Source organism: Tateyamaria sp. syn59 (assembly GCF_007995245.1).
Classification (GTDB): Bacteria; Pseudomonadota; Alphaproteobacteria; order Rhodobacterales; family Rhodobacteraceae; genus Tateyamaria.
Genome location: NZ_VCBA01000001.1, coordinates 559,373 through 583,791 on the forward strand (window position 1 = coordinate 559,373; position 24,419 = coordinate 583,791).

Genomic DNA, 24,419 nt, shown 5'->3' on the forward strand with positions numbered 1-24,419 from the left:
GGCGGGGCATTGAGCAGCACACCGATCATCATGTGGTTCCGCCGTGATCTGCGGCTGAGCGATCACCCGGCGTTGAAAGCCGCCTGCCACAGCGGTCGTCCGGTCATCCCGGTTGTGATCCGGGACCGAAGCGTTGATGACCTGGGCGCAGCACCGAAGTGGCGCTGGGGCCTTGGGGTCGCGCATCTGGCCGAGGCGCTTGCCGAAAAGGGCAGCAAGCTGATCTTTCGCTCGGGCGACGCGCTGGACGTCCTGCAAAAGCTCATCGAAGACACGGGGGCAGGGGCCGTCTATTGGTCGCGGCTCTATGACCCGCAAGCGGTTGAGCGCGACAGCAAAATCAAATCGACGCTCAAGGATCAGAACATCGACGCGCGCAGCTATGGCGGGCACCTGATGTTCGAGCCGTGGACAGCCGAGACCAAGACCGGTGGGTTCTACAAGGTCTACACGCCCTTCTGGCGGTCGGTGAAGGATCGAGACGTCGATACGCCGCTGTCCACACCGGGCAGCATTCCCGCGCCGGACGCATGGCCGGACAGTGAGGCGCTCGATGATTGGGCTTTAGGGGCCGCAATGAACCGCGGAGCTGAGGTCGTACGCCCATACGTGCGCCTAGGTGAAAGTGCGGCGCAGTCCCGGTTGGGTGCGTTCATGTCCTCGAAAGTCGGCAGCTACGACGAGGGGCGCGATATTCCCGCCGAAGATCGCACCTCGAACCTGTCGGAAAACCTGGCCCTCGGAGAGATCAGCCCGCACCAGTGCTGGCACGCGGGCGTGCGTGCGCTCAACGAGGGGAAGGCCGGTGCGGAAACCTTTTTGAAGGAATTGGTATGGCGCGAGTTTGCGTATCACCTCATGCACCACACGCCGCGCATCGTGGACCAGAACTGGAAAGAAGATTGGGACGCCTTTCCCTGGAACGAGGATGAGCGCAAGGCCGAGGTCAAGGCGTGGAAGCAGGGGCGCACGGGCATCCGCTTCGTCGATGCCGCCCTGCGCGAAATGTATGTGACGGGCCGTATGCACAACCGCGGGCGCATGATCGTGGCGTCGTATCTGTGCAAGCATCTGATGTGTCACTGGCGCATCGGGCAGCAGTGGTTCGAAGACTGCCTGATCGACTGGGATCCGGCCAGCAATGCGATGGGCTGGCAGTGGTCGGCGGGGTCGGGGCCGGATGCGACGCCTTATTTCCGCGTATTCAACCCGGTCACGCAGCTCGACAAGTTCGACAAGAATCGCGACTACGTCAGCCGCTGGATCGCAGAGGGGCGCAGCAACAAGGCGCCCGAGGCCTTGACCTATTTCGATGCGATCCCGCGGTCGTGGGCCATGTCGCCCGATGACAGCTATCCTGACCCGATCGTACCTGCTGACGAGGGGCGCAAACGCGCGCTAAGTGCTTATGAAAACCGCAATTTCTGAGGGCAAACGCGTGGGAACGGTTGCGCCAGTGAAAGTGTCTAGCTAACTTGACAAAAACGCCTATGGGGAGCGTGTATGATCCTGACAACGACGGACGGCCAGTCAAACTTGCCGCGCTATTTTGCCCGTGTCTTCGACATGGCGCAGGGGATGAACAACGGACGTGTTGACTTTGTACTGCCGGATGGCCGCCAGTTTCGCGCCGAAGGGCCGAACCCCGGTCCGGTCGCCGAGGTGCATATCCACAATGATGACCTCTTTGCCCGCCTGATCCGCGAAGGGGATCTGGGGTTCTGCGACGCTTATCTGGATGAATGGTGGAGCACGCCGGATTTGCAAGCCTTCATGGATTGGGTGCATGCGGACAATGACGACATCTATGACGGCTTTCCCGGTATGGGGCTTGTCCGGCAGTTCGAGAAGTTCCGCTTCTGGCTGCAACGCAACCACCGTGAGCAGGCGCGCAAGAACATCAGCTATCACTACGACTTGGGCAACGACTTTTACGGTCTATGGCTGGATGACACGATGACCTATTCCTCGGCCCTTTTCGAGACGGGGCAGGAAAGCCATGAGGCGGCGCAGATTGCGAAATATGCCAGCATGGTGGACCAGATGGGCGCGCAGCCGGGCGATCATATCCTTGAGATCGGCTGCGGCTGGGGTGGTTTTGCCGAATACGCGGCCAAGGAACGGGGACTGAAGGTTACGGGCCTGACCATCAGCGAAGAGCAGTTCAAGTACGCACGAGAACGCATTGAGAAGGCAGGCCTTTCTGATCTCGTCGATTTCAAACTGCAGGACTATCGCGATGAGCGCGGCACCTATGATGGCATCGCTTCGATAGAGATGTTTGAGGCTGTGGGCGAGAAATACTGGCCGGTCTATTTCGAGACGGTCAAGGAACGGCTTAAGCCGGGCAAGAACGCGACGCTACAGATCATCACGGTGCAGGACCGCCGATGGAAGGTCTATAAACGCGGCGTTGATTTCATCCAGAAATACATCTTTCCCGGCGGCATGTTGCCCAGCCCATCCGTCTTGCGACAGCAGATCACGAAGGCGGGGCTTGGCGTCGAGCGGTCCATCGAGTTCGGAGCCAGCTACAACATCTCGCTGCGCCGCTGGCATGAGACCTTCAACCAGAAGTGGGACGAGATTGCCGAGATGGGATTTGACGACCGTTTTCGGCGGATGTGGAATTTTTACCTGACCTCTTGCGCGGCCACCTTTGAAAGTGCCAACTGCGATGTGACCCAGATCACGATCAAACGACCCGGATAAGAATGAAAGACCTGAACGATGCCTGACGCAGCCAAACTTGTCGGTGGCGTGTGCCTGGCGATCCTGGCCTTTGTCGTGTCCGGCATGATCATGCCGCTGTTCGAGGAAGACAAGAATTTCGGCTGGTTCGTCTATGTCAACGTGGCCGTCGGCTTCATTTCCGGCTGGATGGTGATCGGCACCCGCGCGGGCCGGGGCATGACATCTGCAGTGAATGTCGGTCTGACGGGACCGGTGGTCATGGTGTTCTGGGGGCTGTTCATTCAGTCTTGCAACGAGATGGTGCGCGTGGCCATGAAGAACCGCTATGATGGTGCATTCGAGGCCATCGTCGCCATCTTTCAGATCGGTGCGGAATGGGCCCTGTTGATGGCCACGATACCGATTTGGGCGACTTTGCTGGCCGGCGGGGTCATCTCTGGCGTGTTGACCGAATACGCCTGGCGCACCTGGCGATAGGGCGATGACCACAGTTTTCTTCTATGGCACGTTGCAATATGTGCCCCTTTTGGACTGCGTTATGGGGCGCGAGGGGCCGCTTGATTTTGCTGCAGCGGCGCTGCCAGGCTACGTGGCCAATGCGTCGCCGGACGGTCTGTATCCTGTCTTGCGCGCAGCAACCGGCGCGTTGACGCATGGGATCGCCATGCGGGATGTGACGGAAGACGAGGTTGCGCGCCTCAATTTCTACGAGGGTGGTTTTGACTACGAACTGACGCCCGTTGTGCTGGCATCGGGGGAAGAGGCGCATGTCTTTGTGCCGGGGCCGGACGTCTCTGCCACGGATGCGATATGGGACTTTGAGGCATGGCAGGCGAAATGGGCCGAGATGACCCTGTGGGCGGCGCAAGAGGCCATGGCGGGCTATGGTCATCTGAGCCCGGCCGTCATTGCCGCACGCTTCCCCCGCATCCGGGCGCGTGCCTGGAGCAAGGTGCTGGCGCAGTCGGGTCGGCATGGCCGCGATGTTCTGGACGGGCGGGTCGAGATCGTGTCGCGCCGCCAGGGCTATGTGAATTTCTTTGCGCTCGAGGATGTCGTCTTGCGGCACGAGACGTTTGATGGCGCCATGTCGGAGCCGATGGAGCGTGGGGTGTTCGTGTCTTCGGACGCGGCGCTTGTCCTGCCTTATGATCCGGTGCGGGATCGGGTCTTGCTGGTCGAGCAGATCCGCATGGGGCCTATTGGTCGCGCGGATCCGGTGCGCTGGCAGCTCGAGCCGGTGGCTGGCCTGGTCGACCCCGGCGAGACCCCGGAAGAAGCGGCGCACCGCGAGGGGCGGGAGGAGGCCGGGCTTTCCTTTGATGCGCTTGAGCCGGTGGGCGAATGCTATGCCTCGCCCGGTGCGACGACGGACTTCTTTCATATGTTCGTCGGGCTTTGTGATTTGCCGGATGGTGCAGCGGGTATCGGTGGGGAAGAGGCCGAGGGCGAGAATATCCGCAGCCATGTCATCACGTTCGATGCCTTGCTGGCCATGGCGGATGACCGGCGCATCGCCAACGCGCCCCTTGGCCTGCTGACCTATTGGCTGCATCGCCACCGCGATCGGCTGCGTGGACGGTCCTGACCCGACGCGGCTTGAGGTCGCGTCATTGCACCGCTACATCTCGGAAGGAACGACGGAAGGAATGCCCCATGCGCTACGCATCTGATCTGGCCGCGGCCATTGGAAACACGCCCCTGATCAAGTTGCGGCAGGCGAGCGAGGAGACGGGCTGTACCATTCTGGGCAAGGCCGAGTTCATGAACCCCGGTCAGTCGGTCAAGGACCGCGCGGCACTGTCGATCATTCAGGAGGCTGTCGCGAGCGGCGCCTTGCGCCCCGGCGGTACGATTGTCGAGGGCACGGCTGGCAACACTGGCATTGGACTGGCGCTGGTGGGCGCGTCGATGGGGTTCAAGACCGTTATTGTGATCCCCGAAACGCAGAGCCAGGAAAAGAAGGATATGCTGCGCCTGGCTGGTGCCGAGCTGGTGCAGGTGCCCGCAGCACCCTATCGCAATCCGAACAATTTTGTGCGCTATTCCGGGCGCTTGGCCGAGGAGCTTGCCAAGACGGAGCCGAATGGCGCCATCTGGGCCAACCAGTTCGACAACGTCGCCAACCGCAAGGCACATATCGAGACGACAGGGCCCGAGATCTGGGAGCAGACCGACGGCAAGGTCGATGGCTTTATCTGTGCCGTGGGCTCGGGCGGCACGCTAGCCGGTGTCGCCGAGGTGTTGCAGCCGAAGGGGGTCAAGATCGGTTTGGCCGACCCGGATGGTGCGGGGCTATTCAGCTACTACACTACCGGTGAGATCGCGATGGAGGGTGGCTCAATCGCCGAAGGTATCGGGCAGGTGCGCATCACCAAGAACCTTGAAGGGTTCACGCCTGATTTCAGCTACAACGTGTCGGACGCAGAGGCTTTGCCCATCGTCTTCGATCTGCTTGAACACGAGGGACTGTGCCTGGGCGCGTCATCCGGCGTAAACATTGCGGGTGCGATCCGGTTGGCCAAGGACCTGGGGCCGGGCCACACCATCGTGACGATCCTGTGTGACTTTGGCACGCGCTATCAGTCGAAGCTGTTCAACCCCGACTTCCTGCGCAGCAAGGATTTGCCGGTGCCGGACTGGCTGGAACAAGGGCCATCCAGCATTCCTGGTGTTTTCGAGGACGTTTGATGATCATCGCGTGGATGCGCACCGCGCTTCTAACACTTTGTCTTGTGCTCTTTGCGTCCTTTGCGGCCGCGCAAGGCAATGGACCGGACTATGGGGCGTGGGAATCGACGGCCACGCGGGCAGAGCGCGCCGTGGAGATCGCCGAAGCCTCGGACCAGGCATTTGAGACGCTTCGCAGTGAGATTGCCGATTGGCGCGTGCAGTTTCAGAACCAACTGAACGCCAATGACAGCCGCCTGCAGACCCTGCGTGAGCAGATTGCGGCCCTGGGTCCTGCGCCCGAGGAAGGGCAGGACGAAGCCACTGAAATCGCCAACCGCCGGGCCGAGCTGAATACGCAGCTGGAGCGGCTCAGCACACCGCGCCGCACCGCCGAAGAGGCATTCAGCCGTGCGAACGGCATCATCACCGAGATCGACGGCATCCTGCGCGACAGGCAGACCGAAGAGCTGTTGAACATGGGGCCGTGGCCGGTCAATCCGGGCAATTGGCCAGCCGCGTTACGGCACGCGCAGGAGTCCTTCACCGCACTTGTGACGGGCATACGCCAATCCTGGCAAAATCCGTCCCGCAGATCGAACGCCAGCGACAACCTGCCCCTGGTGCTGTTCCTCCTGGTGATTGGCGGCGTCCTCTTGGCGCGATCCAGGTATTGGACGGAAATGCTCGCGGTCCGCATTCAACGCGGCAGTGGCGGTTCGAGCGCGGGTGTTGCCAGTTTCGTGGTGTCGCTCGGCCAGATCATACTGCCTATGCTTGGTCTGTTTGCCTTTATCCGCGCGGTGCGTGCCACGCAGCTTTTTGGCCCGCGGGGTGACCTTCTGCTGGACGGTTTGGAGATCTTTGGCCTCGTCCTGTTCTTTTCACGTTGGCTTGCCAGTCGCTTGTTCCCTAAGGACGATGCGCTGCGCGCACCGGTGTCCATTCCTGATACCCGGCGCGCGGAAGGGCGGGCTTATGCCGTCATTCTGGCATGTGTGTTCGGGGTGGCCGTTCTGCTGGCCGGCGTGTCAGATTTTGACCGATATGACGCCGGATCGGATGCCGTCTTGCACTTCCCGCTGGTCATCATTGCGGGTCTGATCCTGGCCCGGTTCGGGTGGCTTTTGCGGCGACAGGTGCGCGCACGCCGGGATGATCCGGAGCAAACTGTGGCGTATGGCGACCGCATCGCGGGCACGGTCGGGCGCGGCTTGATCGTGGTGGGGATGCTGGCCCCGTTCCTCGCCGCCTTTGGATTTGGAGCGGCGTCAAAGTTCCTGATCTATCCAACCATTCTGACCCTAGCGCTGATCGGCACGGTGGTGCTGCTGCAAGGCTTTGTGCGTGACGTCTATGCCGCCATCCGACCCGGCGATGGTGCGCGTGAAAGCCTTGTCCCGACCCTGATCAGCTTCCTGCTGGTTCTGATCGCCATCATCCCTCTGTCGCTGATTTGGGGTGCACGTGTCACCGATCTGACCGAGGTGTGGGCGAGGGTGCGGTCGGGCCTGACCATCGGCGATATGACCATTTCTCCGGGCAGCTTCCTGACTCTGATCATCGTCTTTACGATTGGCTATGTGCTGACACGCGCGGTGCAGAACGCGCTGAAAACCTCTGTTCTGCCCAAGACCAAGCTGGATCCGGGCGGCCAGGTCGCGATTGTGTCCGGCCTTGGCTATGTCGGGATATTCCTGGCGGCGCTGATCGCCATCACCTCTGCCGGGATTGACCTGTCGAGCCTTGCGATCGTGGCTGGTGCGTTGTCGGTGGGTATCGGCTTTGGTTTGCAGACCGTGGTGTCCAACTTTGTCTCGGGCATCATCCTGCTGATCGAGCGACCCATTTCCGAGGGCGACTGGATCGAAGTGGGCGGGCAGATGGGCTATGTCCGCTCGATCTCGGTCCGGTCGACGCGGATCGAGACCTTTGACCGCACCGATGTGATCGTGCCCAATGCCGATCTGATTTCCGGCACGGTCACGAACTACACCCGTGGCAACACGGTTGGCCGGGTGATCGTACCCGTCGGCGTGGCTTATGGCACCGACACGCGTCGGGTCGAACGGATCCTGAAAGAGATTGCGGACGCCCATCCGATGGGGCTGGCCAACCCGCCGCCCGCGATCCTCTTCATGGGCTTTGGCGCTGACAGTCTGGACTTTGAGATCCGCATGATCCTGCGCGACGTGAACTGGATGCTCTCCGTCAAGAACGAGATCAACCATCAGATCAACGAGCGGTTCCAGCAGGAAGGGATCGAGATACCCTTTGCCCAGCGGGATGTGTGGCTGCGCAATCCCGAGGTGCTGCAAACAAAGGTCGCGCCTGCGAACGTTGATAGGACGCCTGTCGATGAGAACGAACCCGTTGTCGAGCATATGGACCACAGCGATCTTGAGCCGGACGCCCCGGAAGGTGACGGTGAAGGAGACGCGCGATGACCACGCCGCTTTTTCGAGAAGATGCCTATGCCCGGGACGCGGATGGTGTGGTGCAGGCGCATACGCCCGAGGGTGGCATCATTCTGGATCAGTCCGTGTTCTATCCAACCGGTGGCGGGCAGCCCGGTGACAGCGGCACACTGCGCTGGGACGGCGGTGCCTTGACCATCGCCACCACAGTGAAGGGCGAGGGCGAGGGCATCGTACTTGTCCCGTCCGAACCGCGCGCCTTGCCCCCCGTGGGCGCGCGTGTCACGCAATCGCTGGATTGGGACCGACGCTATGCGCATATGCGTGTTCATACTGCGCTGCATCTGTTGTCAGTTGCTTTGCCATTTGGCGTGACCGGTGGCTCCATTTCCGCCGGTCGCGGGCGGCTGGACTTCGACATGGCCGATGCGCCTGAAGACAAGGATGCGCTTGCCGCCGTTCTGAACGACCACGTGGCCGCCGATGCGCGCGTCAGCGCCGAGTGGATCACCGAAGCCGAACTTGATGCCAACCCTGACATTGTGAAGACCCTGTCGGTGAAACCGCCGCGCGGGGCGGGCAAGATCAGGCTGATCCGGATTGGCGGAGGCCCGGCGACCATTGATCTGCAACCCTGTGGCGGCACCCATGTGGCCCGGACCGGTGAGATTGGCGCCCTGCGCATCGGCAAGATCGAAAAGAAGGGGCGCATGAACCGGCGCGTCTATCTTCATCTGGACGGCTGAGATTTTTCCCGACGAACCTGCTTGCATCCCGGTGCCTACATTGGATAGAGACGGCGGTGGACAGGTGGCCGAGTGGTCGAAGGCGCGCGCCTGGAAAGTGCGTAGGCGGGAGACCGTCTCGAGGGTTCGAATCCCTTCCTGTCCGCCACCCACCCCCGTCGTTTGAAATGGTTCGTGCTGATGCCTCTTGGTTTTTGCGCAAGCTGTTGTCGGGGCGTTTGATTTCCGCTCTGCGCCGCTTAGCTTCCGTTTGAGGCAAGGACACGCGACGCAGATGACAGATCACTCACATCTTTCCCGGCCCTTGGCGGTTCCGGCGGGGCGTTTGACCCGCTTTGGCCGCATGGGGTCGATGGCGGCGGGCGTGGCGGGGCGGATGGCCTTCGACGGGGTGCGGCAGCTGGGGCAAGGCGCGCGCCCGAATGCGCGTGACCTTCTGCTGACGCCTGCGAACATGCGCCGTGTCGCGGACGAGTTGGCGCGGATGCGCGGTGCGGCCATGAAGGTGGGCCAGCTTGTGTCGATGGACACGGGCGATGTGCTGCCACCCGAGCTAGCCGACATCATGGCGCGGCTGCGGGCCGATGCGGATTTCATGCCGCCGCGGCAATTGCGCGATGTTTTGAATGCGGAATGGGGCACGGGCTGGCGCGCGCGTTTTGCGTCTTTTGACGTGCGCCCGATTGCCGCCGCCTCTATCGGGCAGGTGCACCGTGCGCAGTTGCCCGATGGCACTGACCTGGCGATCAAGGTGCAGTATCCCGGCATCGCCCGCAGCATTGACAGCGATGTCGCCAATATCGGGCGATTGATCCGTCTGTCCGGCTTGCTGCCCGAAGGTTTTGCGCTGGAACCTTACCTGGATGAGGCGCGCGCGCAATTGCGGGAAGAGGCTGATTATGGTGCCGAGGCCGCCCACCTGGAGCATTTCATCGGATTGCTGGGCGACGACGACAGCTTTGTCCTGCCGCGTGTTCATGCGCCGCTCAGCACCGAGCGTGTCCTTGCGATGTCCTTTGTTGGCTCCGATGCCATCGAAAGCGTAGAGGGTGCGCCGCAGGACACGCGTGATCGCGTGATGCACGACCTGTGCCATCTGGTTCTGCGCGAGCTTTTCGAGTTCGGCATAATGCAGACAGATCCGAACTTTGCCAATTACAGGTTCGACCCGACATCGGGGCGCATCGTCTTGCTGGATTTTGGCGCAACCCGAACGGTGCCGTCTGGTCTGGCCGACCAGATGCTGGCGCTGATCCGTTCGGGCATGCAGGACGCACGTGAAGAGGTGTCCGACATCGTTGCCGAGATGGGATTGGTCCCGCTGACCGTTGCGCCTGAGTTCCGCACACGCATCCTCGACATGATCATGCTGGTCTTTGACGAGCTGCGTGCGCATCCGGTCCTCGATCTGGCTGCGTCCGACCTGTCGCGCCGGTTGCAGCACATGGGCGAAAGCCTTGCCCGTGACGGTTTTGTGCCGCCGCCCGTGCCGATGGATTTGCTTTACGTGCAGCGCAAGGTTGCGGGCATGTTTCTTTTGGCGCGCCGCTTGAGGGCGCGCGTTCCGGTGGCCGAGATGATTGCACCCTTTGCGGAGCCTGCATGACAGAGGCCGCACCCGTCCTGCATCTGAGCGGTGTTACGAAGTCCTATGCCGTTGGCGCTGATGCTGTGCCCGTGCTGCGCGGTGTGGACTTGCACCTCAACCCCGGTGAGACGCTTGCCCTCACAGGTGAGTCCGGCAGCGGCAAGAGCACGCTCTTGCACATTGCGGGCGGGCTGGAGACGGCGGATGCGGGGCAGGTGCGCGTCGCAGGCCAGGACCTGGTCCCGATGACGGATACCGAGCGTGCGGCGGTGCGGTGCAAGGATATCGCCGTCGTCTTTCAGCAGTTCAATCTGATCCCGTCATTGAACGTTGCGGACAACATCGCGTTTCAGGCCCGGTTGGCCGGGCGCGTCGATGCGCAGTTCGTCGATCATTTGGTTGCAAAGCTCGGGCTGTCCGAACAACTGAAGAAATACCCCGAGGCGCTGTCAGGTGGTCAGCAACAGCGGGTGGCCATTGCCCGTGCGCTGGCGGCGCGCCCGCGCGTCCTGCTTGCCGATGAACCGACCGGCAACCTTGACGAAGGCACGGCGGGCGAGGTGTTGGAGCAGCTTTTGGCACTTGTCGCAGACACCGGCGCCGGGCTGCTGCTTGTTACGCATTCACCGGGTATTGCCGCGCGGATGGACCGTCGCCTGCATCTGAGCCGGGGGCAGGTTGAATGACGCGCGCCTGCCTCGCAGCGCTCATGTCGCATTGGCGGCGCAATCCGCTCCAGCTTTTTGCCTTTCTGGCGGGCCTCGCTTTGGCAACCGCGCTCTGGTCTGGCGTGCAGGCGATCAACGCGGAGGCGCGCGCCAGTTATGATGCCGCTGCGTCAACGCTGGGCGAGGGCCAGTTCGACCAGATTGTGCCGGTGTCTGGCGACCGCATCGAACAAGCCGATTTCGTCGCCCTCCGGCGGGCAGGCTGGCTGGTGGCACCGGTGATTGAGGGGCGCGTGGGCGACGTGCGCCTGCTGGGCATCGACCCGCTGTCCTCGCCCGCGGGCTTTGGTGCTGGGCAGGATGGCGATCTGGCGGGCCTGTTGAGTGAAGACCGCATCTTTGCGAACGCAGAGACGGCCGCCAAGCTGCCTGTCGATCTGTCGGTGGCTGTGGACGCGAGCATCGCGCCCAACCTGGCCGTGACGGACATCGGTGTGGCGCAACGCGTGTTGGAACGCACGGATCTGAGCCGCTTGCTCGTGCAACCGAACCAGCCGCTGGTGCAACCGCCGCTAGCCGATGTCACGCCGCATTTGCGCCTGCAACCCGCAAGCCAGACAGCGGATGTGGGCGAGTTGACGGACAGCTTTCACCTCAACCTGACAGCCTTTGGCTTGCTTAGCTTTGCGGTGGGCCTGTTTATCGTCTACAGCACCATTGGCCTTGCCTTTGAGCAGAGGCGCGGGGTGGTCCGGACGCTGCGCGCGCTTGGTGTGCCGCTGCCGCGGCTGATCACCTTGATGGTGGTCGAGGTTTTGATCCTTGCTCTCATCGGCGCAGGTCTGGGCGTCATTCTGGGATACGTCATCGCGGCGGCCCTGTTGCCGGATGTCGCGGTGACCTTGCGCGGGCTTTACGGAGCCGACGTGTCGGGCAGTTTGCAGTTTCGCGTGTCTTGGTGGGGGTCCGGCCTGGCCATTGCTGTGCTGGGGGCGCTTTCGGCGGCGGGGGTCACGCTGGCGCAGATTGCCCGCATGCCGCTTTTGGCCAGTGCGCGTCCACGCGCCTGGGCGATGTCATCGCGCCGGGCGCAGCGGGCGCAGGCCGTGTGCGCGGCAGCGTTGTTTGCCGGGGCGCTCGCGCTGGGTGTGGGCGGGCAGGGACTGCTTGCCGGTTTTGCCCTCTTGGGCTGTTTCCTGATCGGGGCCGCCCTGATCCTGCCGGTTCTGATCGCGCCGCTGTTGCGCATGGCTGAGCGGAGGACGCATTCGCCGGTGGCACGCTGGTTCTGGGCCGACACGCGACAACAATTGCCCGGTCTAAGCCTCGCGCTCATGGCGTTGCTGCTGGCCATTTCGGCCAATATCGGTGTGGCGACGATGGTGTCGAGCTTTCGGCTGACCTTTGTCTCCTTTCTGGATCAGCGTTTGGCACCAGAACTCTACGTCCAGACCGAAAGCGCGACGCAGGCGGACGCTGTGGAGGCAGGTTTGGCGCAGGCGGGCGCGATCGTGTTGCCGCTGCTCGTGGCCGAGGCGCAGATTGCCAATCAACCCGCGCGCCTGTTCGGGGTTCGGGTTGGACCGACATATCGCGAGAATTGGGTGTTTCTGGATGAGGGCGCCGGGGCCTGGGATGCCGTGGAGGCCGCGCAGGCCGCCGTGGTCAATGAACAGCTTGCGCGCCGGGGCGGCCTGTGGCTGGGCGACGTGATCGAGGTTGCGCCGGGCGTGCCTTTACCGATTGCCGCGATTGTCGCCGATTACGGCAATCCCAAGGGGCAGGTGATCGTGAGCGAAGATCTGTTCCGCACGCTGTACCCGGAGGTGCGCCCGCGGCAGTTCGGTGTGCGCACGGATGACATTGCTGCCATGCGGCGCATTTTGACTGACGATCTGGATGTGTCGGACAGCGCGATCACGGATCAGGCGGCGCTCAAAGCGTTCTCGCTGCAGGTGTTCGAGCGCACCTTTACCGTCACGGCTGCCCTGAATGTGCTGACGCTGACCGTGGCGGGGTTTGCGATGTTGATGAGCCTGCTCACGCTGGCCGATTTGCGCGTTCCGCAATTGGCGCCTGTCTGGGCACTGGGCCTGACGCGGCGCACCATCGGGCGGCTGGAGTTGTTGCGTACGGTTGTGTTTGCCGCCGTGGTGTTCCTTTTTGCCCTGCCGGTGGGTCTGGGGCTGGCCTGGGTGCTGCTGGCCGTCATCAATGTCGAGGCCTTTGGCTGGCGCCTGCCGATGTTTCTGTTTCCCGGCGATTATACGCGCCTTGGGCTCTATGCATTGCTGGCCGCTGTGGCGGCGGCGGCTTGGCCTGCATGGCGTTTGATGCGGACGCCACCAAATGCGCTGCTGAAGGTGTTTGCCCATGAACGCTAAGGTTCTGTTGCTGGTCCTGTTATGGCCCTTTGCAGCGCTGGCGCAGGGGTTTGCCGGTCTCGGCACCGATGCAGAGGGCTTTGCCATCCCGCAGCCTGACCCCGTTTTTGACTTTCCGGCCGATCACGGCCCGCACCCGGACTACCGCATCGAATGGTGGTATCTGACGGCCAATCTGAAGGACGCGCAGGGCACGGCCTATGGTTTGCAATGGACACTGTTTCGGTCGGCGCTTGCGCCGGGTGAGGCGGCCGGGTGGCAGTCGCCACAGGTGTGGTTCGCCCATGCTGCCGTGACCACGCCCGCGGCGCATTTCGCAACCGAACGGTTTGCGCGCGGCGGGACGGGCCTCGCCGGTGTAGAAGCAGAGCCGTTTCGGGCCTGGATCGACGAATGGGTGATGGAGGGACCGACGCTCGATGCCGTGACCTTGCGCGCCCAGGGGCCGGAGTTTGGCTATGATATGGCGCTTGAGGCGCAGGGGCCGCTGGTGTTTCAGGGGCAGGGCGGCTTTTCCGTCAAATCCGCGGAAGGGCAGGCGAGCTACTATTACTCGCAGCCCTTCTACGACATCAAAGGCACGCTGACGCTTCCGGATGGGCCAGTAGAGGTCACGGGTCAGGCGTGGCTGGACCGTGAATGGTCGTCTCAGCCACTGTCCGACAACCAGACCGGATGGGATTGGTTTTCGCTGTCCTTTGACAGCGGCGACAAGATGATGGGCTTTCAATTGCGCCAGCGTGACGGCACGCGGTTCAGCGCCTCCACCTGGATTGAGGCTGACGGATCGACCACCGCCTATCCCGATGGCGCCTTTGTGGCAGAGCCGCTGGACGTGACCTCTGTCGTGGGTCGGGAGGTGCCGACCGCGTGGCGCATACGCCTGCCCGACAAAGGCGTGGATGCGCGGGTGGAGGCCGTGAACCAAGACGCTTGGATGCCGCTGAGTATCCCCTATTGGGAGGGACCGGTGCGCATTTCTGGCAGTCACACCGGTGTCGGATATTTGGAGATGACGGGATATGAGTGACCCCGCCAATCTGGCCGCGTTCCTCGAGGATGCGTGGCAGCTGTTGCGCCGCGGCGTGGCCGACAGCCGGTCGCCTGCCCGCTACCCGACCTTTGCAACCGTGTCACCGGGCGGCGTGCCCGAAGCGCGCACAGTGGCCTTGCGGCATGCCGCGCAGGCAGAGGCGGTGCTGGAGGTGCATACCGACATCGTGACACCCAAGGTCACCGCCCTTCAAGCGTCGCCGGTGGCTGCATTGCATGTCTGGCTGCCCAAGTCGAACCTGCAAATCCGGCTGACAACGACGGTCGCGATCCTGAGGGGCAGCGCGGTGGAGGAGGCATGGTCCAAGGTACCGCCCGCCTCACGCGTATCATATGGAACGGTGCCTGATCCCGGCATGCCCATCGACGACGTCTATGATTACGAAAAGCCACCCGATCAGACGCGGTTCGCTGTTCTGCGCTGCACGGTCGATCACATTGACCTCGTGCATCTTGGCAAACGGCATCGTCGCGCGGCCTATGTGCGCAGTGACGGGTGGGCAGGGACCTGGCTGGCGCCCTAGCTGCCCAAGAGCAACGTGCGACAGGTCGCGATATGCCGCTGGGCGACCTTCTGCGCGGATCGGGCACGGGCAGGCGTTGTGCCGAAGGTGGCCTGCTGCAACAAGGCGGCGTGCGCCAGTTTCACGTCAATCCTGTGACTGAGGATGCTGCGCCCGTCGTTCGGGGCCATCGTGGCGGAGGTCAGCATGACAAAAGAAGACCTGTCGGCCGCGATATCCGATGCGCCGGGGTCGTTCATCAACCACGCATGTTCCATTTCAGCAGAGAAGCGGCCCGCGCATTCGGCAAACGTGTAGGCAAGGTCGTCATGCGCCGGTGCTGCGCCTGACATGCCGCATATGACTGCTCCGGCGGCTATCATTGTTTTTAATCCGCTCATTTTTTAAGCATTGCGGCTGAAATCAAGTACGTCAACTGTGCGGTATAAAAACTTTGAGGGATTTCAACCGCTCCGCGAGCTTTGTGCATCTCGTCTCGTGTCGGTGGTATGTTGAAAGCACACACCGCAGAGCAACGACATTTCATGCGCGCCCAAAACGCAGATCGGATACAATTGTCGCGCCTGCATGACTGGCATTGAGCCTGTGCGCATGACCCGTTATCTGCACGGTATACTATGGTGTGCAGAAAGCGCACCGGACGCCCGAACCCGAAACAAGCGAAAGATCGCCCCATGTCCCACGACGCCGCACCCGATATCATCTACACCGTCACCGACGAAGCGCCGCAACTGGCGGCGGCCTCACTGTTGCCCATCGTGCGCAAGTTCGTCTCTGCGGCGGGCATTGATGTGTCCACGCGCGACATCTCGGTTGCGGGGCGTATCTTGGCCACGTTCCCCGAACGCCTGACGGCCGAACAGGCGCAAAGCGACGATCTGGCAGCCCTGGGTCAATTGGTGACCACCGCGCAGGCAAACGTGATCAAATTGCCGAACATCTCGGCCTCGGTCCCGCAACTTCAGGCAGCGATTAAGGAGTTGCAGGGGCAGGGGTACGATGTGCCCGACTATCCCGAGGCGCCCGCGACCGACGAGGAAAAGAACATTCGCGCGCGTTACGACACGATCAAGGGGTCGGCTGTGAATCCGGTTCTGCGTGAGGGCAACTCGGACCGTCGCGCGCCTGCCGCCGTCAAGGCCTACGCCAAGGACAATCCGCATTCGATGGGCGTGTGGACGTCTGACAGCAAAACCAAGGTGTCCACGATGGGCGCCAATGACTTCCGCTCGAACGAGATGTCCGTCACGTTGAGCGCTGCACAAGCCGGTGCGTTGAAGATTGAGCATACGGCAGCCAATGGGACCGTGACGGTGCTAAAGGACGGGATCGACATGCCCGAGGGCGCCATTGTCGACGCCACATTCATGTCTCGCGCGGCATTGATGGATTTCCTCGCGAAAGCCATCGAGGACACCAAGGCAGACGGCACTCTGTTTTCGTTGCATATGAAAGCAACGATGATGAAGGTGTCAGATCCGATCATCTTTGGTCATGCCGTGCGCGCGTATCTCAAGCCGGTCTTCGACAAGTACGAGGCGGAATTCACGGCTGCTGGCGTCAACCCGAATTCGGGCCTTGGCACCATGCTTGAGGTCATCGCAGGCATGGGCAAGGGCGCCGAGATCCAAGCCGAGATCGACGCCGTCATGGCTGACCGCCCGCCCATGTATATGGTGAACTCGGACAAGGGCATCACCAACCTGCACGTGCCCTCGGATGTGATCATCGACGCCTCGATGCCCGCTGTGCTGCGCGCAGGCGGCAAAGGCTGGGGCCCGGATGGCAAAGAGGGCGACACGAACTGCGTGATCCCCGACAGCTCTTACGCGCCGGTCTATGCCGAGACGGTGGACTTCTTCAAAGCCAACGGCGCGCTTGACCCCACCACCGCGGGCACCGTGCAGAACATCGGTCTGATGGCGAAGAAGGCCGAGGAATACGGCTCGCATCCGACCACGTTTGAAATTCCCGCCGATGGTACGGTCAAGGTGATCGCGGCCAACGGTAACGTGCTCACCAGCCATGAGGTTGAAGCGGGCGACATCTGGCGCATGGCCTCGACCCGCAAGGAAGCGGTTCTGAACTGGGTCGATCTGGCGATTTCCCGCGAGGCGACAACCGGTTACGCGTCGGTCTTTTGGCTGGATGAAACGCGCGGGCATGATGCCGAACTGATCAAGATGATCACGCCGATCCTTGAGGCGAAAGGCAAGGCAGATACGTTCCAGATCATGGCCCCCGCAGCTGCCACACGCCACGCGCTTGAGGTCATCACCAAGGGCGACAACTGCATCGCCATCACAGGCAACGTGCTGCGCGACTACCTGACGGACCTGTTTCCGATCCTTGAGGTTGGCACCTCGGCCAAGATGTTGTCGGTCGTCAAACTGATGAACGGCGGCGGCATGTTCGAAACCGGTGCGGGCGGGTCCGCTCCCAAGCACGTTCAGCAGTTGATGGAAGAAAATCACCTGCGTTGGGACAGCTTGGGTGAGTTCTGCGCCATCGCGGAAAGCCTGCGCTTTTTTGGCGACGCCCATGGGAATGCGAAGGCGAAGGTCATGGGCGACGCGGCGGATGCGGCCATCATCAAGTTGCTGGCCGAAGGCAAGTCGCCCGGTCGCAAGGTGGGTCAGCCCGACAACCGCGACAGCCACTTCTTCTTCGCGCTGTACTGGGCTGAAGCGCTTGCAGGTCAAAACGATGATGCGGCGCTGTCAGCCACCTTTGCCGAGTTGGCGGGTGCACTGAGCGGGCAGGCGGACACCATCGCGACCGAGATGATGACCGGTCGTGGCGCTGCCGTGGACCTTGGCGGGTACTACAACACAGACGACGCCAAGGTCGCGGCTGTCATGCGTCCGTCAAGCACGCTCAACGCCTTGATCGACGGCTGATCTGACCCGGTGTCAGTATTCGGGATGTGAATGCTGCATCTGCGAAACAACTGAAATTGAGACAAAACACCGGCCCATCTTTCGGTTTTCGAAAGGTGGGCCGATTTGTTTTTGAAACTCGCAAATGGCGTCCGGGATGATCTTGCGTCGCCCCGCACCCTCGCCCTAGCGTGCGCGCAATCAGACATCGTTCAGGGCACGGCATGGCACGCGAATACCTAAAGAAAGCAACATTGACCGCGACCTCCGGCGCGTCGGACGTCCACGATATCGTCACCGGCATTCTGAGCGACATCGAGGCGCGCGGGGATGAGGCGGCGCTGGAATACGCGGCCAAATTCGACAAATACGAGGGCAACATCCTGTTGACCCCGGAAGAGATCGAAGCGGCCTGTGCCCTTGTCCCCGACAAGCTGAAGGCCGACATCCAATTCGCCCACGACAACGTGCGCCGCTTTGCTGAAACGCAAAAGGCCACGGTCGCCGATGTCGAACTTGAGATCGTGCCGGGCCTGATTGCGGGCCAAAAGGCGATCCCGGTGGACGCGGCGGGCTGCTATGCGCCCGGCGGGCGCTACAGCCACGTGGCCAGCGCCATCATGACTGTCACCACGGCCAAAGTCGCAGGCTGCAAGCATATCACCGCATGTTCGCCGCCGCGCCCCGGTGTGGGCATTGCCCCTGCCATCGTCTACGCCGCGCATATCTGCGGTGCGGACAAGATCATGGCGATGGGCGGCGTGCAGGGTGTGGCCGCGATGACCTTTGGACTGTTCGGCCTGCCCAAGGCGAACATCCTTGTCGGTCCCGGCAACCAGTTTGTGGCAGAAGCCAAACGCATCCTCTTTGGCCGCGTCGGTATCGACATGATCGCGGGCCCAACCGACAGCCTGATCCTGGCTGACGGGCAGGCGGATGCGCATATCGTGGCCACCGACCTGGTCAGCCAGGCCGAACATGGCTACAACTCGCCCGTTTGGCTGGTCACCGACAGCCGGGATCTGGCCGAGACGGTGATGGAGATGGTGCCCAAACTGATCGAGGATTTGCCGGACGTGAACCGCGAAAACGCCACTGCGGCGTGGCGTGATTATGCGGAGGTGATCTTGTGCGCCGACCGCGAAGAGATGGCGGCCTGTTCCGATGATTATGCTCCCGAACACCTCACGGTGCAGGCGGAGGATCTGGATTGGTGGCTGGCTCGGCTTACCTGCTACGGCTCGCTGTTTCTGGGTGAAGAAACGACGGTGTCGTACGGCGACAAAGCCTCGGGCACCAACCACGTTCTGCCAACGTCGGGTGCAGCGAACTACACCGGTGGCCTGTCTGTCCATAAGTACATGAAGATCGTCACCTGGCAGCGCGCAACGCGCGAAGGGTCGAAACCTGTGGCCGAGGCGACCGCGCGCATCTCGCGTCTCGAAGGGATGGAGGGCCACGCCCGCTCTGCGGATGTGCGGCTGGCCAAGTACTTTCCGGGTGAGAACTTCGACCTCAGCGCCAATGAGTGATGCCGTTCCCCACGGTTCCTGTGACTGCTACGATGCAGCCGGGGAGGCTGTGAGATGAAGGCATTGGTCTATGAAGGCGTTGAGACGCTGCGGTTTCGCGATGTCGCGGATGCAGTACCTGACGCAGGCCAAGAGTTGGTGCGCATTGCATCGTCGGGCATCTGCGGGTCCGATATGCACGCCTATCTGGGCCATGACGACCGCCGCCCGGCGCCATTGATCCTGGGCCATGAAGCGGCGGGCACAATTGTTGGCGGACCGCGCGACGGTGAGCGGGTGACCATCAATCCCCTCGTTGGGTGCGGTGTCTGCCGCTATTGCCGTTCGGGGCGCGAAAACCTGTGTCCCGAGCGCAAGATCATCTCGATGCCGCCGCGAGAAGGCGCCTTTGCCGAACTCGTCGTCATGCGGCCCAGCAATCTCGTGACAGTGCCCGATCACGTTCCCTTTGACAAAGCGGCTCTGGCAGAGCCTCTGGCTGTCAGCTGGCACTCCATACGATTGGGTTTGGCAGCGCTCGATCCCGGTGCGACGCGCTCGGCGCTCGTGCTCGGTGGAGGTGCAATAGGAGTGGCGGCGGCACTCGCGCTCAGAGCACAGGGTTTGGGGGATGTCACCATTGCCGAACCCAACGAAACACGACGCCAGTTCGTTGAAAATCAGTGCCTTATTCCATCTGTCCCCGCGGGGACAGGCGAATACGGCATGGTCGTCGACGCCGTCGGTTACGCCGCCACGCGCGAGATTGCGTCGTCACTGACCGAGCCCGGCGGCGTCATCGTCCACATCGGTCTGGGCGAAGATCTTGGCGGCCTCGATATCCGCCGCATGACCTTGCAAGAGATCACGTTCATAGGCACCTACACCTACACACCTCAAGACTTCCGCGACACCTGCGCCGCCATTTTCGATGGTCGTCTTGGCCCGCTCGACTGGACCGAACAGCGCGGCCTGTCCGATGGCGCCGCCGCCTTTGCCGATTTGCGCGCAGGCCGTGTCGCTGCCCCGAAAATTATTCTGCACCCCTGATGCCGGAGATTGCAAACAGATGGACATAGACAAGAAGATCACTGACGACCTGGTGGCGAATGACATTTCATTCGTAACCACCGTGCCGTGCAAGCAGCTTGCGGGGGTGATTGAGGAAATCGACAACCGCGACGACATTTTCCATATCCCGTCGAACAAGGAAGACGAGGGCATGGGCCTTTGCGCCGGCGCATGGATGGGCGGCAAACGGCCCGCCATCATCATGCAGAACACGGCCATAGGCGTGACGATCAACACGCTGGCGACGCTGATCCAATACTACCGGATGCCGCTGCCTATGCTCATTTCGTATCGCGGCGAACTGCGTGAACCCGTCGCCTGCCAGGTCGAGATGGCGATCCACACCAAGGCGCTGCTCGCGCAGATGAACATCCCGACCTACCACTTCCACCAACAGAAGGATGTGGAAGAGCTGGATATGATTCTGAAATACACCTTCATGTGCAACAAACCCGTGGCGATCCTGACCGACGCCAACTTCTGGGGAGGCTATGGCGACCAATGATCCGTTCTGAAATCCTCAAAGAGATTGCGCCCATTCTTCGTGACCAGCTGGTGGTCTGCAACATCGGCATACCCAGCCAGGAGCTGCATGCCATCGACGATCAACCCACGAATTTCTACATGCTGGGCACCATGGGCCTAGCCTCCTCGATCGGGCTGGGCCTGGCGCTGGCGCAGGACAAGACTGTCATCTCGATAGATGGCGACGGGTCGGTCCTGACAAACCTTTGCACTCTACCGACCATCGCCAACAACGTGGCGGACAACTTCATCCTGATGATCATCGACAACGGCTCCTATGGCTCGACCGGCGATCAACCGACATATACCGGTAAGAAAACGTCCCTTGCGGGCATGGCGCGGGCCGCTGGTTGTGACAATGTTGTCGAGGTGATGGACGTGGATACCGGGCCTGCCTTGGAAAAAGCCATCGCCGAGCGAAAGATGACGGTGATGGTTGTAAAGTGCGACAGCGGCAACGCCAAGATGCCGGTGATTACGATGGATCCGGTCGTCATCAAGGATCGGTTTATGAAAGCCGTCAGCGCCTGACAGACGTCATGCGGTGCCCGTCTGATTTTGGGCACCGCCATTAACACGGCGTTCATGCGCGGATCTTAAGCTGTCAGCCAATGTTTTGGCACACTGGTGGACAGATCACTTTGCGCGTTGCGGTCTCCCAAGAAACAATACACCGGTACGCGGCAGCCTTGGCATAGCGCGGTGGGTATACACGTCTCCTCAACCGTCGAACGCAAACCACACCGGGTTGTTGTGATCGACGATTCAAAGGTCATGCGGCGGTGGTTGGGCAGCATGATTTCCGGCGATCCGCGCCTTGAGCTTGCGGGCACCGCCGCATCGGCGGAAGAGGCGCGGCAGGTGATCAAGTCAACCAACCCCGATGTCCTGACACTCGATGTCGAAATGCCGGGGATGGACGGCATTGAATTTCTGTCGCACCTCATGCGTCTGCGTCCAATGCCGGTTGTGATGTTGAGCAGCCAGATGCGTCACAACACGGAACACGCACGGCGCGCGCGTGCGTTGGGCGCGGCCGTCTGCCTTGCAAAACCGTCCATTCCCACGCCCGAAGCGCTGGCAAGACTGTGCGACAAGATCGTCGCAGCGGCACGGCAGGATGCGGATGCCGATCACGCCAGTTGTGCAACATCGGATAAGGTCATTCTGATCGGGGCATCGACGGGTGGCGTCACGGCTCTCGAGAGCATCCTGCCACTGTTTCCTGCCAACGGACCGCCCATCGTCATTGCACAGCATATGCCGCATGCGTTTCTTGGTCGGTTCATTGAGCGGCTCGACCGGAACCTGGATCAGAGTGTGGATTTCGCTGCGGATGGGGAACGCTTGACCGACGGTCAGGTTCGGCTGGCTGCGGCGCGGGACACACAAACAGTTCTGACCTGGCACAGCGATGGCTGGCATGTTCAAGCCATACGGCGCGGGCGCAGTGACGTGTTTTGTCCATCTGTGGACGTTCTTTTTGGCTCGGCTGCACCGTGGGGCGCGCAGGTCGGCGCCATCATCCTGACCGGGCTGGGCAATGATGGGGCAAAAGGGATGCTGATGCTGCGCCGCAACGGCGCGAAGACCTTGGGCCAATCGGAGCGTACATGCGCCGTCTATGGCATGCCCGCAGCAGCACTTGCACTCGACGCCACAGAGGAAGAGCGTGATTTGATGGAATTGCCTTCCAGGATGGCGGACCTGCTGCTGCTCGGAGACACCGTCACGTGACGCAACAGCACATCCATATCACGCAAGGCGAGCATGCAACGGGCACTGATCCAGATCTGGTGATCTCAACCTTGCTGGGGTCATGCGTGGCCTGCTGTCTCTGGGATGCTGATGCCGGTGTCGGGGGTATGAATCACATGCTTCTTGCGCACGCGCCGGGCCGCAGTACGCATCACACATTGTCTGGCATTAATGCGATGGAATTGCTGATCAATGACCTGGTCAAACTTGGCGCTGCGCGGCGCAACTTGTGTGCCAAGGCGTTTGGTGGCGCGCGCATGATCTCGGGCCTGTCGGATATCGGAGCGCAAAATGCGCAATTCACACTGCAGTATCTTGAACAGGAGGGGATTCCGGTTGTGACCCATTCGCTTGGCGGACAAATGGCGCGCAACATTCGGTTTTGGCCAAACACCGGACGCGTCATGCAAAAGTTCACGAATGCCGCTGCGGGCGATCCGGATCTAACGGTTCCGATTTCAACGGGGAACGGGCTGGAACTCTTCTGACATGTCGCGGAGGGACCGCGACTAGAAAAGCTCGATCGACCCTGCCACCGGGCTGACAGTGGCGCAACTGTCAGATGACAGGATCGCCCGCGACTCGGCAAGTTTCAATTGTGCATCCTGATGGCGTTCGCCATCGGACACTTCCGCCAGGATCGCTGAGATAATCGACAGGTCGTGCAGTGACTGACCAATATGGTCCAGTTTTTGCAGCTTCTGTATGTGCGCCTCGGGCAATGCATTGCCATGAAGCGTAGTTAATTCTGACACCAAATGCGTAACGGTAGATAGATCATCGGTTAACTTCGCCAACACGCCGGACATGCGCGCCATAGCGCGTTTAGCCGCTGCGTCTGGTCCGTTTGAGGTCACAGCGGGCCAACCACGGATTCAATGCACTGACGAAGCTGTGGCGCGTCAAATGGTTTCTTGAGATAGTTGTTCATCCCCAACTTGCGCCCGTGATCAATGATCTGGTGTTCGGTACGACCCGTGATCAGGATAAATCCGACGCCCTTGGTTCTGGCGCCACTGCGCAGGGTGTGCAGCAGTTTGAGGCCATCCATGTTCGGCATGTTGTAGTCGGATATGACAAGATGCGCGGGCGTCTTGCTGAGCACGTTGACCGCGTTCACACCGTCCGCTGCGATAAAGATGTGGCGGATACCCAATGCCTCGAGCCCTTGAACCAGGAGCCCGCGACTCGTCGACATATCATCAACGACCATAATGCGTATTTGGTCTCGCAACGCCATGTGCGTCTCCTATCTGGAATTGAAATGAGAAGGTGCCGTTTTGGTATATGCGGTTGGTCCACATGACCGAAATCCATGTGCGCCCGGCTCTGCAATACGCTCGGAATGCCCAAGAAAGAGCAGCCCGCCCGGACGTATACGAGTGCTGAACCGCGGCCAGAGCCTTTCTTGCGTGGGCTGATCAAAGTAAATGACCACGTTCCTGCAAAAGATCGCATCAAATGGAAACTGCATCGGCCAGTCGTCAAACAGGTTCAACTCTCGGAACGACACAACTGTCTTCAATCTCTCCGACATGACGCGGTCGCCGCCGTCATCCGGATGCGCCATTGTAAAACCGTGCAAATGCGATTTCGGTACGCCTTTCAGCTGTGCAGGCGCATATTTTCCCTGCTGCGCAAATGCGATGACGTTCGGGTCGATATCTGTTGCCAGGATCCGAAAGTCAGCGTCTGCGAGCGATGGCTCAAGCGACAGCAGATGCATGGCGACCGAATAGGGTTCTTGACCGTTCGAACAGCCCGCTGACCAAATCCTGATCCGCTGCCCTGTTCTGATGCGCTCACGGAACGTTGGCAAAAGCGCGTCGCAAAGCATATCGAAATGCTGTGCTTCGCGAAAGAACTGCGACACATTTGTCGTCAGGGCCGAGATCATGTAGCGGCGTTCGTCTATACCTTGCGTCGATGTC

General features: G+C 61.4%; 23 protein-coding genes and 1 tRNA gene. 20 read left to right on the forward strand and 4 right to left on the reverse strand.

The features are described from left to right. Window positions 1-30 precede the first annotated feature (30 nt). The 13 genes from FD715_RS02835 to FD715_RS02895 all read left to right on the forward strand — a co-directional run bounded on the left by FD715_RS02835 (window position 31) and on the right by FD715_RS02895 (window position 14,744). Window positions 31-1,428 (forward strand): deoxyribodipyrimidine photo-lyase, encoded by a 1,398-nt coding sequence (locus tag FD715_RS02835; RefSeq protein ID WP_189799398.1) that lies wholly within the window; start codon window positions 31-33, stop codon window positions 1,426-1,428. A gap of 75 nt (window positions 1,429-1,503) precedes the next feature. After that, entirely contained in the window at window positions 1,504-2,712 is a 1,209-nt protein-coding gene (locus tag FD715_RS02840) for a cyclopropane-fatty-acyl-phospholipid synthase family protein (RefSeq protein WP_147104841.1), read from the forward strand. Between the two features lie 18 nt (window positions 2,713-2,730). Beyond that, on the forward strand, window positions 2,731-3,171 hold the full coding sequence (locus FD715_RS02845; protein ID WP_147104844.1) for a TrgA family protein: 441 nt from the start codon (window positions 2,731-2,733) through the stop codon (window positions 3,169-3,171). Between the two features lie 4 nt (window positions 3,172-3,175). Then, window positions 3,176-4,282 carry an NUDIX domain-containing protein gene (locus tag FD715_RS02850; RefSeq protein WP_147104847.1) on the forward strand — a complete coding sequence of 369 codons (1,107 nt, stop codon included), beginning with the start codon at window positions 3,176-3,178 and terminating at the stop codon, window positions 4,280-4,282. Window positions 4,283-4,350: 68 nt separating this feature from the next. Continuing rightward, complete coding sequence (locus FD715_RS02855) at window positions 4,351-5,385, forward strand: cysteine synthase A (RefSeq protein ID WP_147104850.1); 1,035 nt, start codon at window positions 4,351-4,353, stop codon at window positions 5,383-5,385. Beyond that, entirely contained in the window at window positions 5,385-7,811 is a 2,427-nt protein-coding gene (locus FD715_RS02860; protein ID WP_147104853.1) for a DUF3772 domain-containing protein, read from the forward strand. Before FD715_RS02855 ends, FD715_RS02860 begins: the two co-directional genes overlap by 1 nt. Further along, window positions 7,808-8,527, forward strand: a complete 720-nt coding sequence (locus tag FD715_RS02865; RefSeq protein ID WP_147104855.1) for an alanyl-tRNA editing protein — start codon at window positions 7,808-7,810, stop codon at window positions 8,525-8,527. The genes FD715_RS02860 and FD715_RS02865 overlap by 4 nt, the downstream gene beginning before the upstream one ends. Window positions 8,528-8,585: 58 nt before the next feature. Further along, window positions 8,586-8,675, forward strand: a tRNA-Ser gene (locus tag FD715_RS02870). Between the two features lie 126 nt (window positions 8,676-8,801). Continuing rightward, complete coding sequence (locus FD715_RS02875; protein WP_147104858.1) at window positions 8,802-10,133, forward strand: AarF/ABC1/UbiB kinase family protein; 1,332 nt, start codon at window positions 8,802-8,804, stop codon at window positions 10,131-10,133. Beyond that, window positions 10,130-10,801, forward strand: coding sequence for an ABC transporter ATP-binding protein (locus tag FD715_RS02880; protein ID WP_147104862.1), 672 nt, complete (start codon window positions 10,130-10,132; stop codon window positions 10,799-10,801). The genes FD715_RS02875 and FD715_RS02880 overlap by 4 nt, the downstream gene beginning before the upstream one ends. After that, complete coding sequence (locus tag FD715_RS02885; RefSeq protein WP_147104865.1) at window positions 10,798-13,167, forward strand: ABC transporter permease; 2,370 nt, start codon at window positions 10,798-10,800, stop codon at window positions 13,165-13,167. Before FD715_RS02880 ends, FD715_RS02885 begins: the two co-directional genes overlap by 4 nt. Then, window positions 13,157-14,197, forward strand: a complete 1,041-nt coding sequence (locus tag FD715_RS02890; protein ID WP_147104868.1) for a lipocalin-like domain-containing protein — start codon at window positions 13,157-13,159, stop codon at window positions 14,195-14,197. The genes FD715_RS02885 and FD715_RS02890 overlap by 11 nt, the downstream gene beginning before the upstream one ends. Next, window positions 14,190-14,744: a pyridoxamine 5'-phosphate oxidase family protein gene (locus tag FD715_RS02895; protein ID WP_147104871.1), complete on the forward strand. Its 555-nt coding sequence runs from the start codon at window positions 14,190-14,192 to the stop codon at window positions 14,742-14,744. Before FD715_RS02890 ends, FD715_RS02895 begins: the two co-directional genes overlap by 8 nt. Here the strand turns inward: FD715_RS02895 and FD715_RS02900 are convergent. Beyond that, window positions 14,741-15,124 carry a hypothetical protein gene (locus tag FD715_RS02900; protein WP_147104874.1) on the reverse strand — a complete coding sequence of 128 codons (384 nt, stop codon included), beginning with the start codon at window positions 15,122-15,124 and terminating at the stop codon, window positions 14,741-14,743. The two genes, FD715_RS02895 and FD715_RS02900, sit on opposite strands and share 4 nt — an antisense overlap. Before the next feature lie 294 nt (window positions 15,125-15,418). Between FD715_RS02900 and FD715_RS02905 the strand changes: the two genes are divergently transcribed. From FD715_RS02905 to FD715_RS22725, 7 genes are all read left to right on the forward strand, one after another. Beyond that, window positions 15,419-17,644 carry an NADP-dependent isocitrate dehydrogenase gene (locus FD715_RS02905; RefSeq protein ID WP_147104877.1) on the forward strand — a complete coding sequence of 742 codons (2,226 nt, stop codon included), beginning with the start codon at window positions 15,419-15,421 and terminating at the stop codon, window positions 17,642-17,644. A 203-nt stretch (window positions 17,645-17,847) separates the two neighbouring features. Further along, window positions 17,848-19,155 carry a histidinol dehydrogenase gene (gene hisD, locus FD715_RS02910; protein WP_147104880.1) on the forward strand — a complete coding sequence of 436 codons (1,308 nt, stop codon included), beginning with the start codon at window positions 17,848-17,850 and terminating at the stop codon, window positions 19,153-19,155. A 54-nt stretch (window positions 19,156-19,209) separates the two neighbouring features. Next, complete coding sequence (locus tag FD715_RS02915; RefSeq protein WP_147104883.1) at window positions 19,210-20,184, forward strand: zinc-binding dehydrogenase; 975 nt, start codon at window positions 19,210-19,212, stop codon at window positions 20,182-20,184. A gap of 19 nt (window positions 20,185-20,203) precedes the next feature. Then, window positions 20,204-20,710, forward strand: a complete 507-nt coding sequence (gene comD, locus FD715_RS02920; RefSeq protein WP_147104886.1) for a sulfopyruvate decarboxylase subunit alpha — start codon at window positions 20,204-20,206, stop codon at window positions 20,708-20,710. Next, window positions 20,707-21,261, forward strand: coding sequence for a sulfopyruvate decarboxylase subunit beta (gene comE / locus FD715_RS02925; RefSeq protein ID WP_147104889.1), 555 nt, complete (start codon window positions 20,707-20,709; stop codon window positions 21,259-21,261). The genes comD and comE overlap by 4 nt, the downstream gene beginning before the upstream one ends. A 222-nt stretch (window positions 21,262-21,483) precedes the next feature. Further along, window positions 21,484-22,467, forward strand: a complete 984-nt coding sequence (locus FD715_RS02930) for a chemotaxis protein CheB (protein WP_147104892.1) — start codon at window positions 21,484-21,486, stop codon at window positions 22,465-22,467. Window positions 22,468-22,646: 179 nt separating this feature from the next. Further along, window positions 22,647-22,976 (forward strand): chemotaxis protein CheD, encoded by a 330-nt coding sequence (locus FD715_RS22725; RefSeq protein WP_223274709.1) that lies wholly within the window; start codon window positions 22,647-22,649, stop codon window positions 22,974-22,976. 21 nt (window positions 22,977-22,997) lie between these two features. Here FD715_RS22725 and FD715_RS02940 read toward each other — a convergent pair whose 3' ends face one another. The 3 genes from FD715_RS02940 to FD715_RS02950 are packed head-to-tail and all read right to left on the reverse strand — an operon-like array spanning window position 22,998 to window position 24,385. Next, the gene (locus FD715_RS02940; protein ID WP_189799394.1) at window positions 22,998-23,297 is read right to left on the reverse strand and encodes a hypothetical protein; all 300 of its coding nucleotides are present in this window, start codon (window positions 23,295-23,297) and stop codon (window positions 22,998-23,000) included. Between the two features lie 44 nt (window positions 23,298-23,341). Then, on the reverse strand, window positions 23,342-23,728 hold the full coding sequence (locus FD715_RS02945; RefSeq protein WP_147104901.1) for a response regulator: 387 nt from the start codon (window positions 23,726-23,728) through the stop codon (window positions 23,342-23,344). A gap of 9 nt (window positions 23,729-23,737) precedes the next feature. After that, a complete protein-coding gene (locus FD715_RS02950; RefSeq protein WP_223274719.1) occupies window positions 23,738-24,385 on the reverse strand; it encodes a protein-glutamate O-methyltransferase CheR in 648 nt (215 codons plus the stop codon). Window positions 24,386-24,419 lie beyond the last annotated feature (34 nt).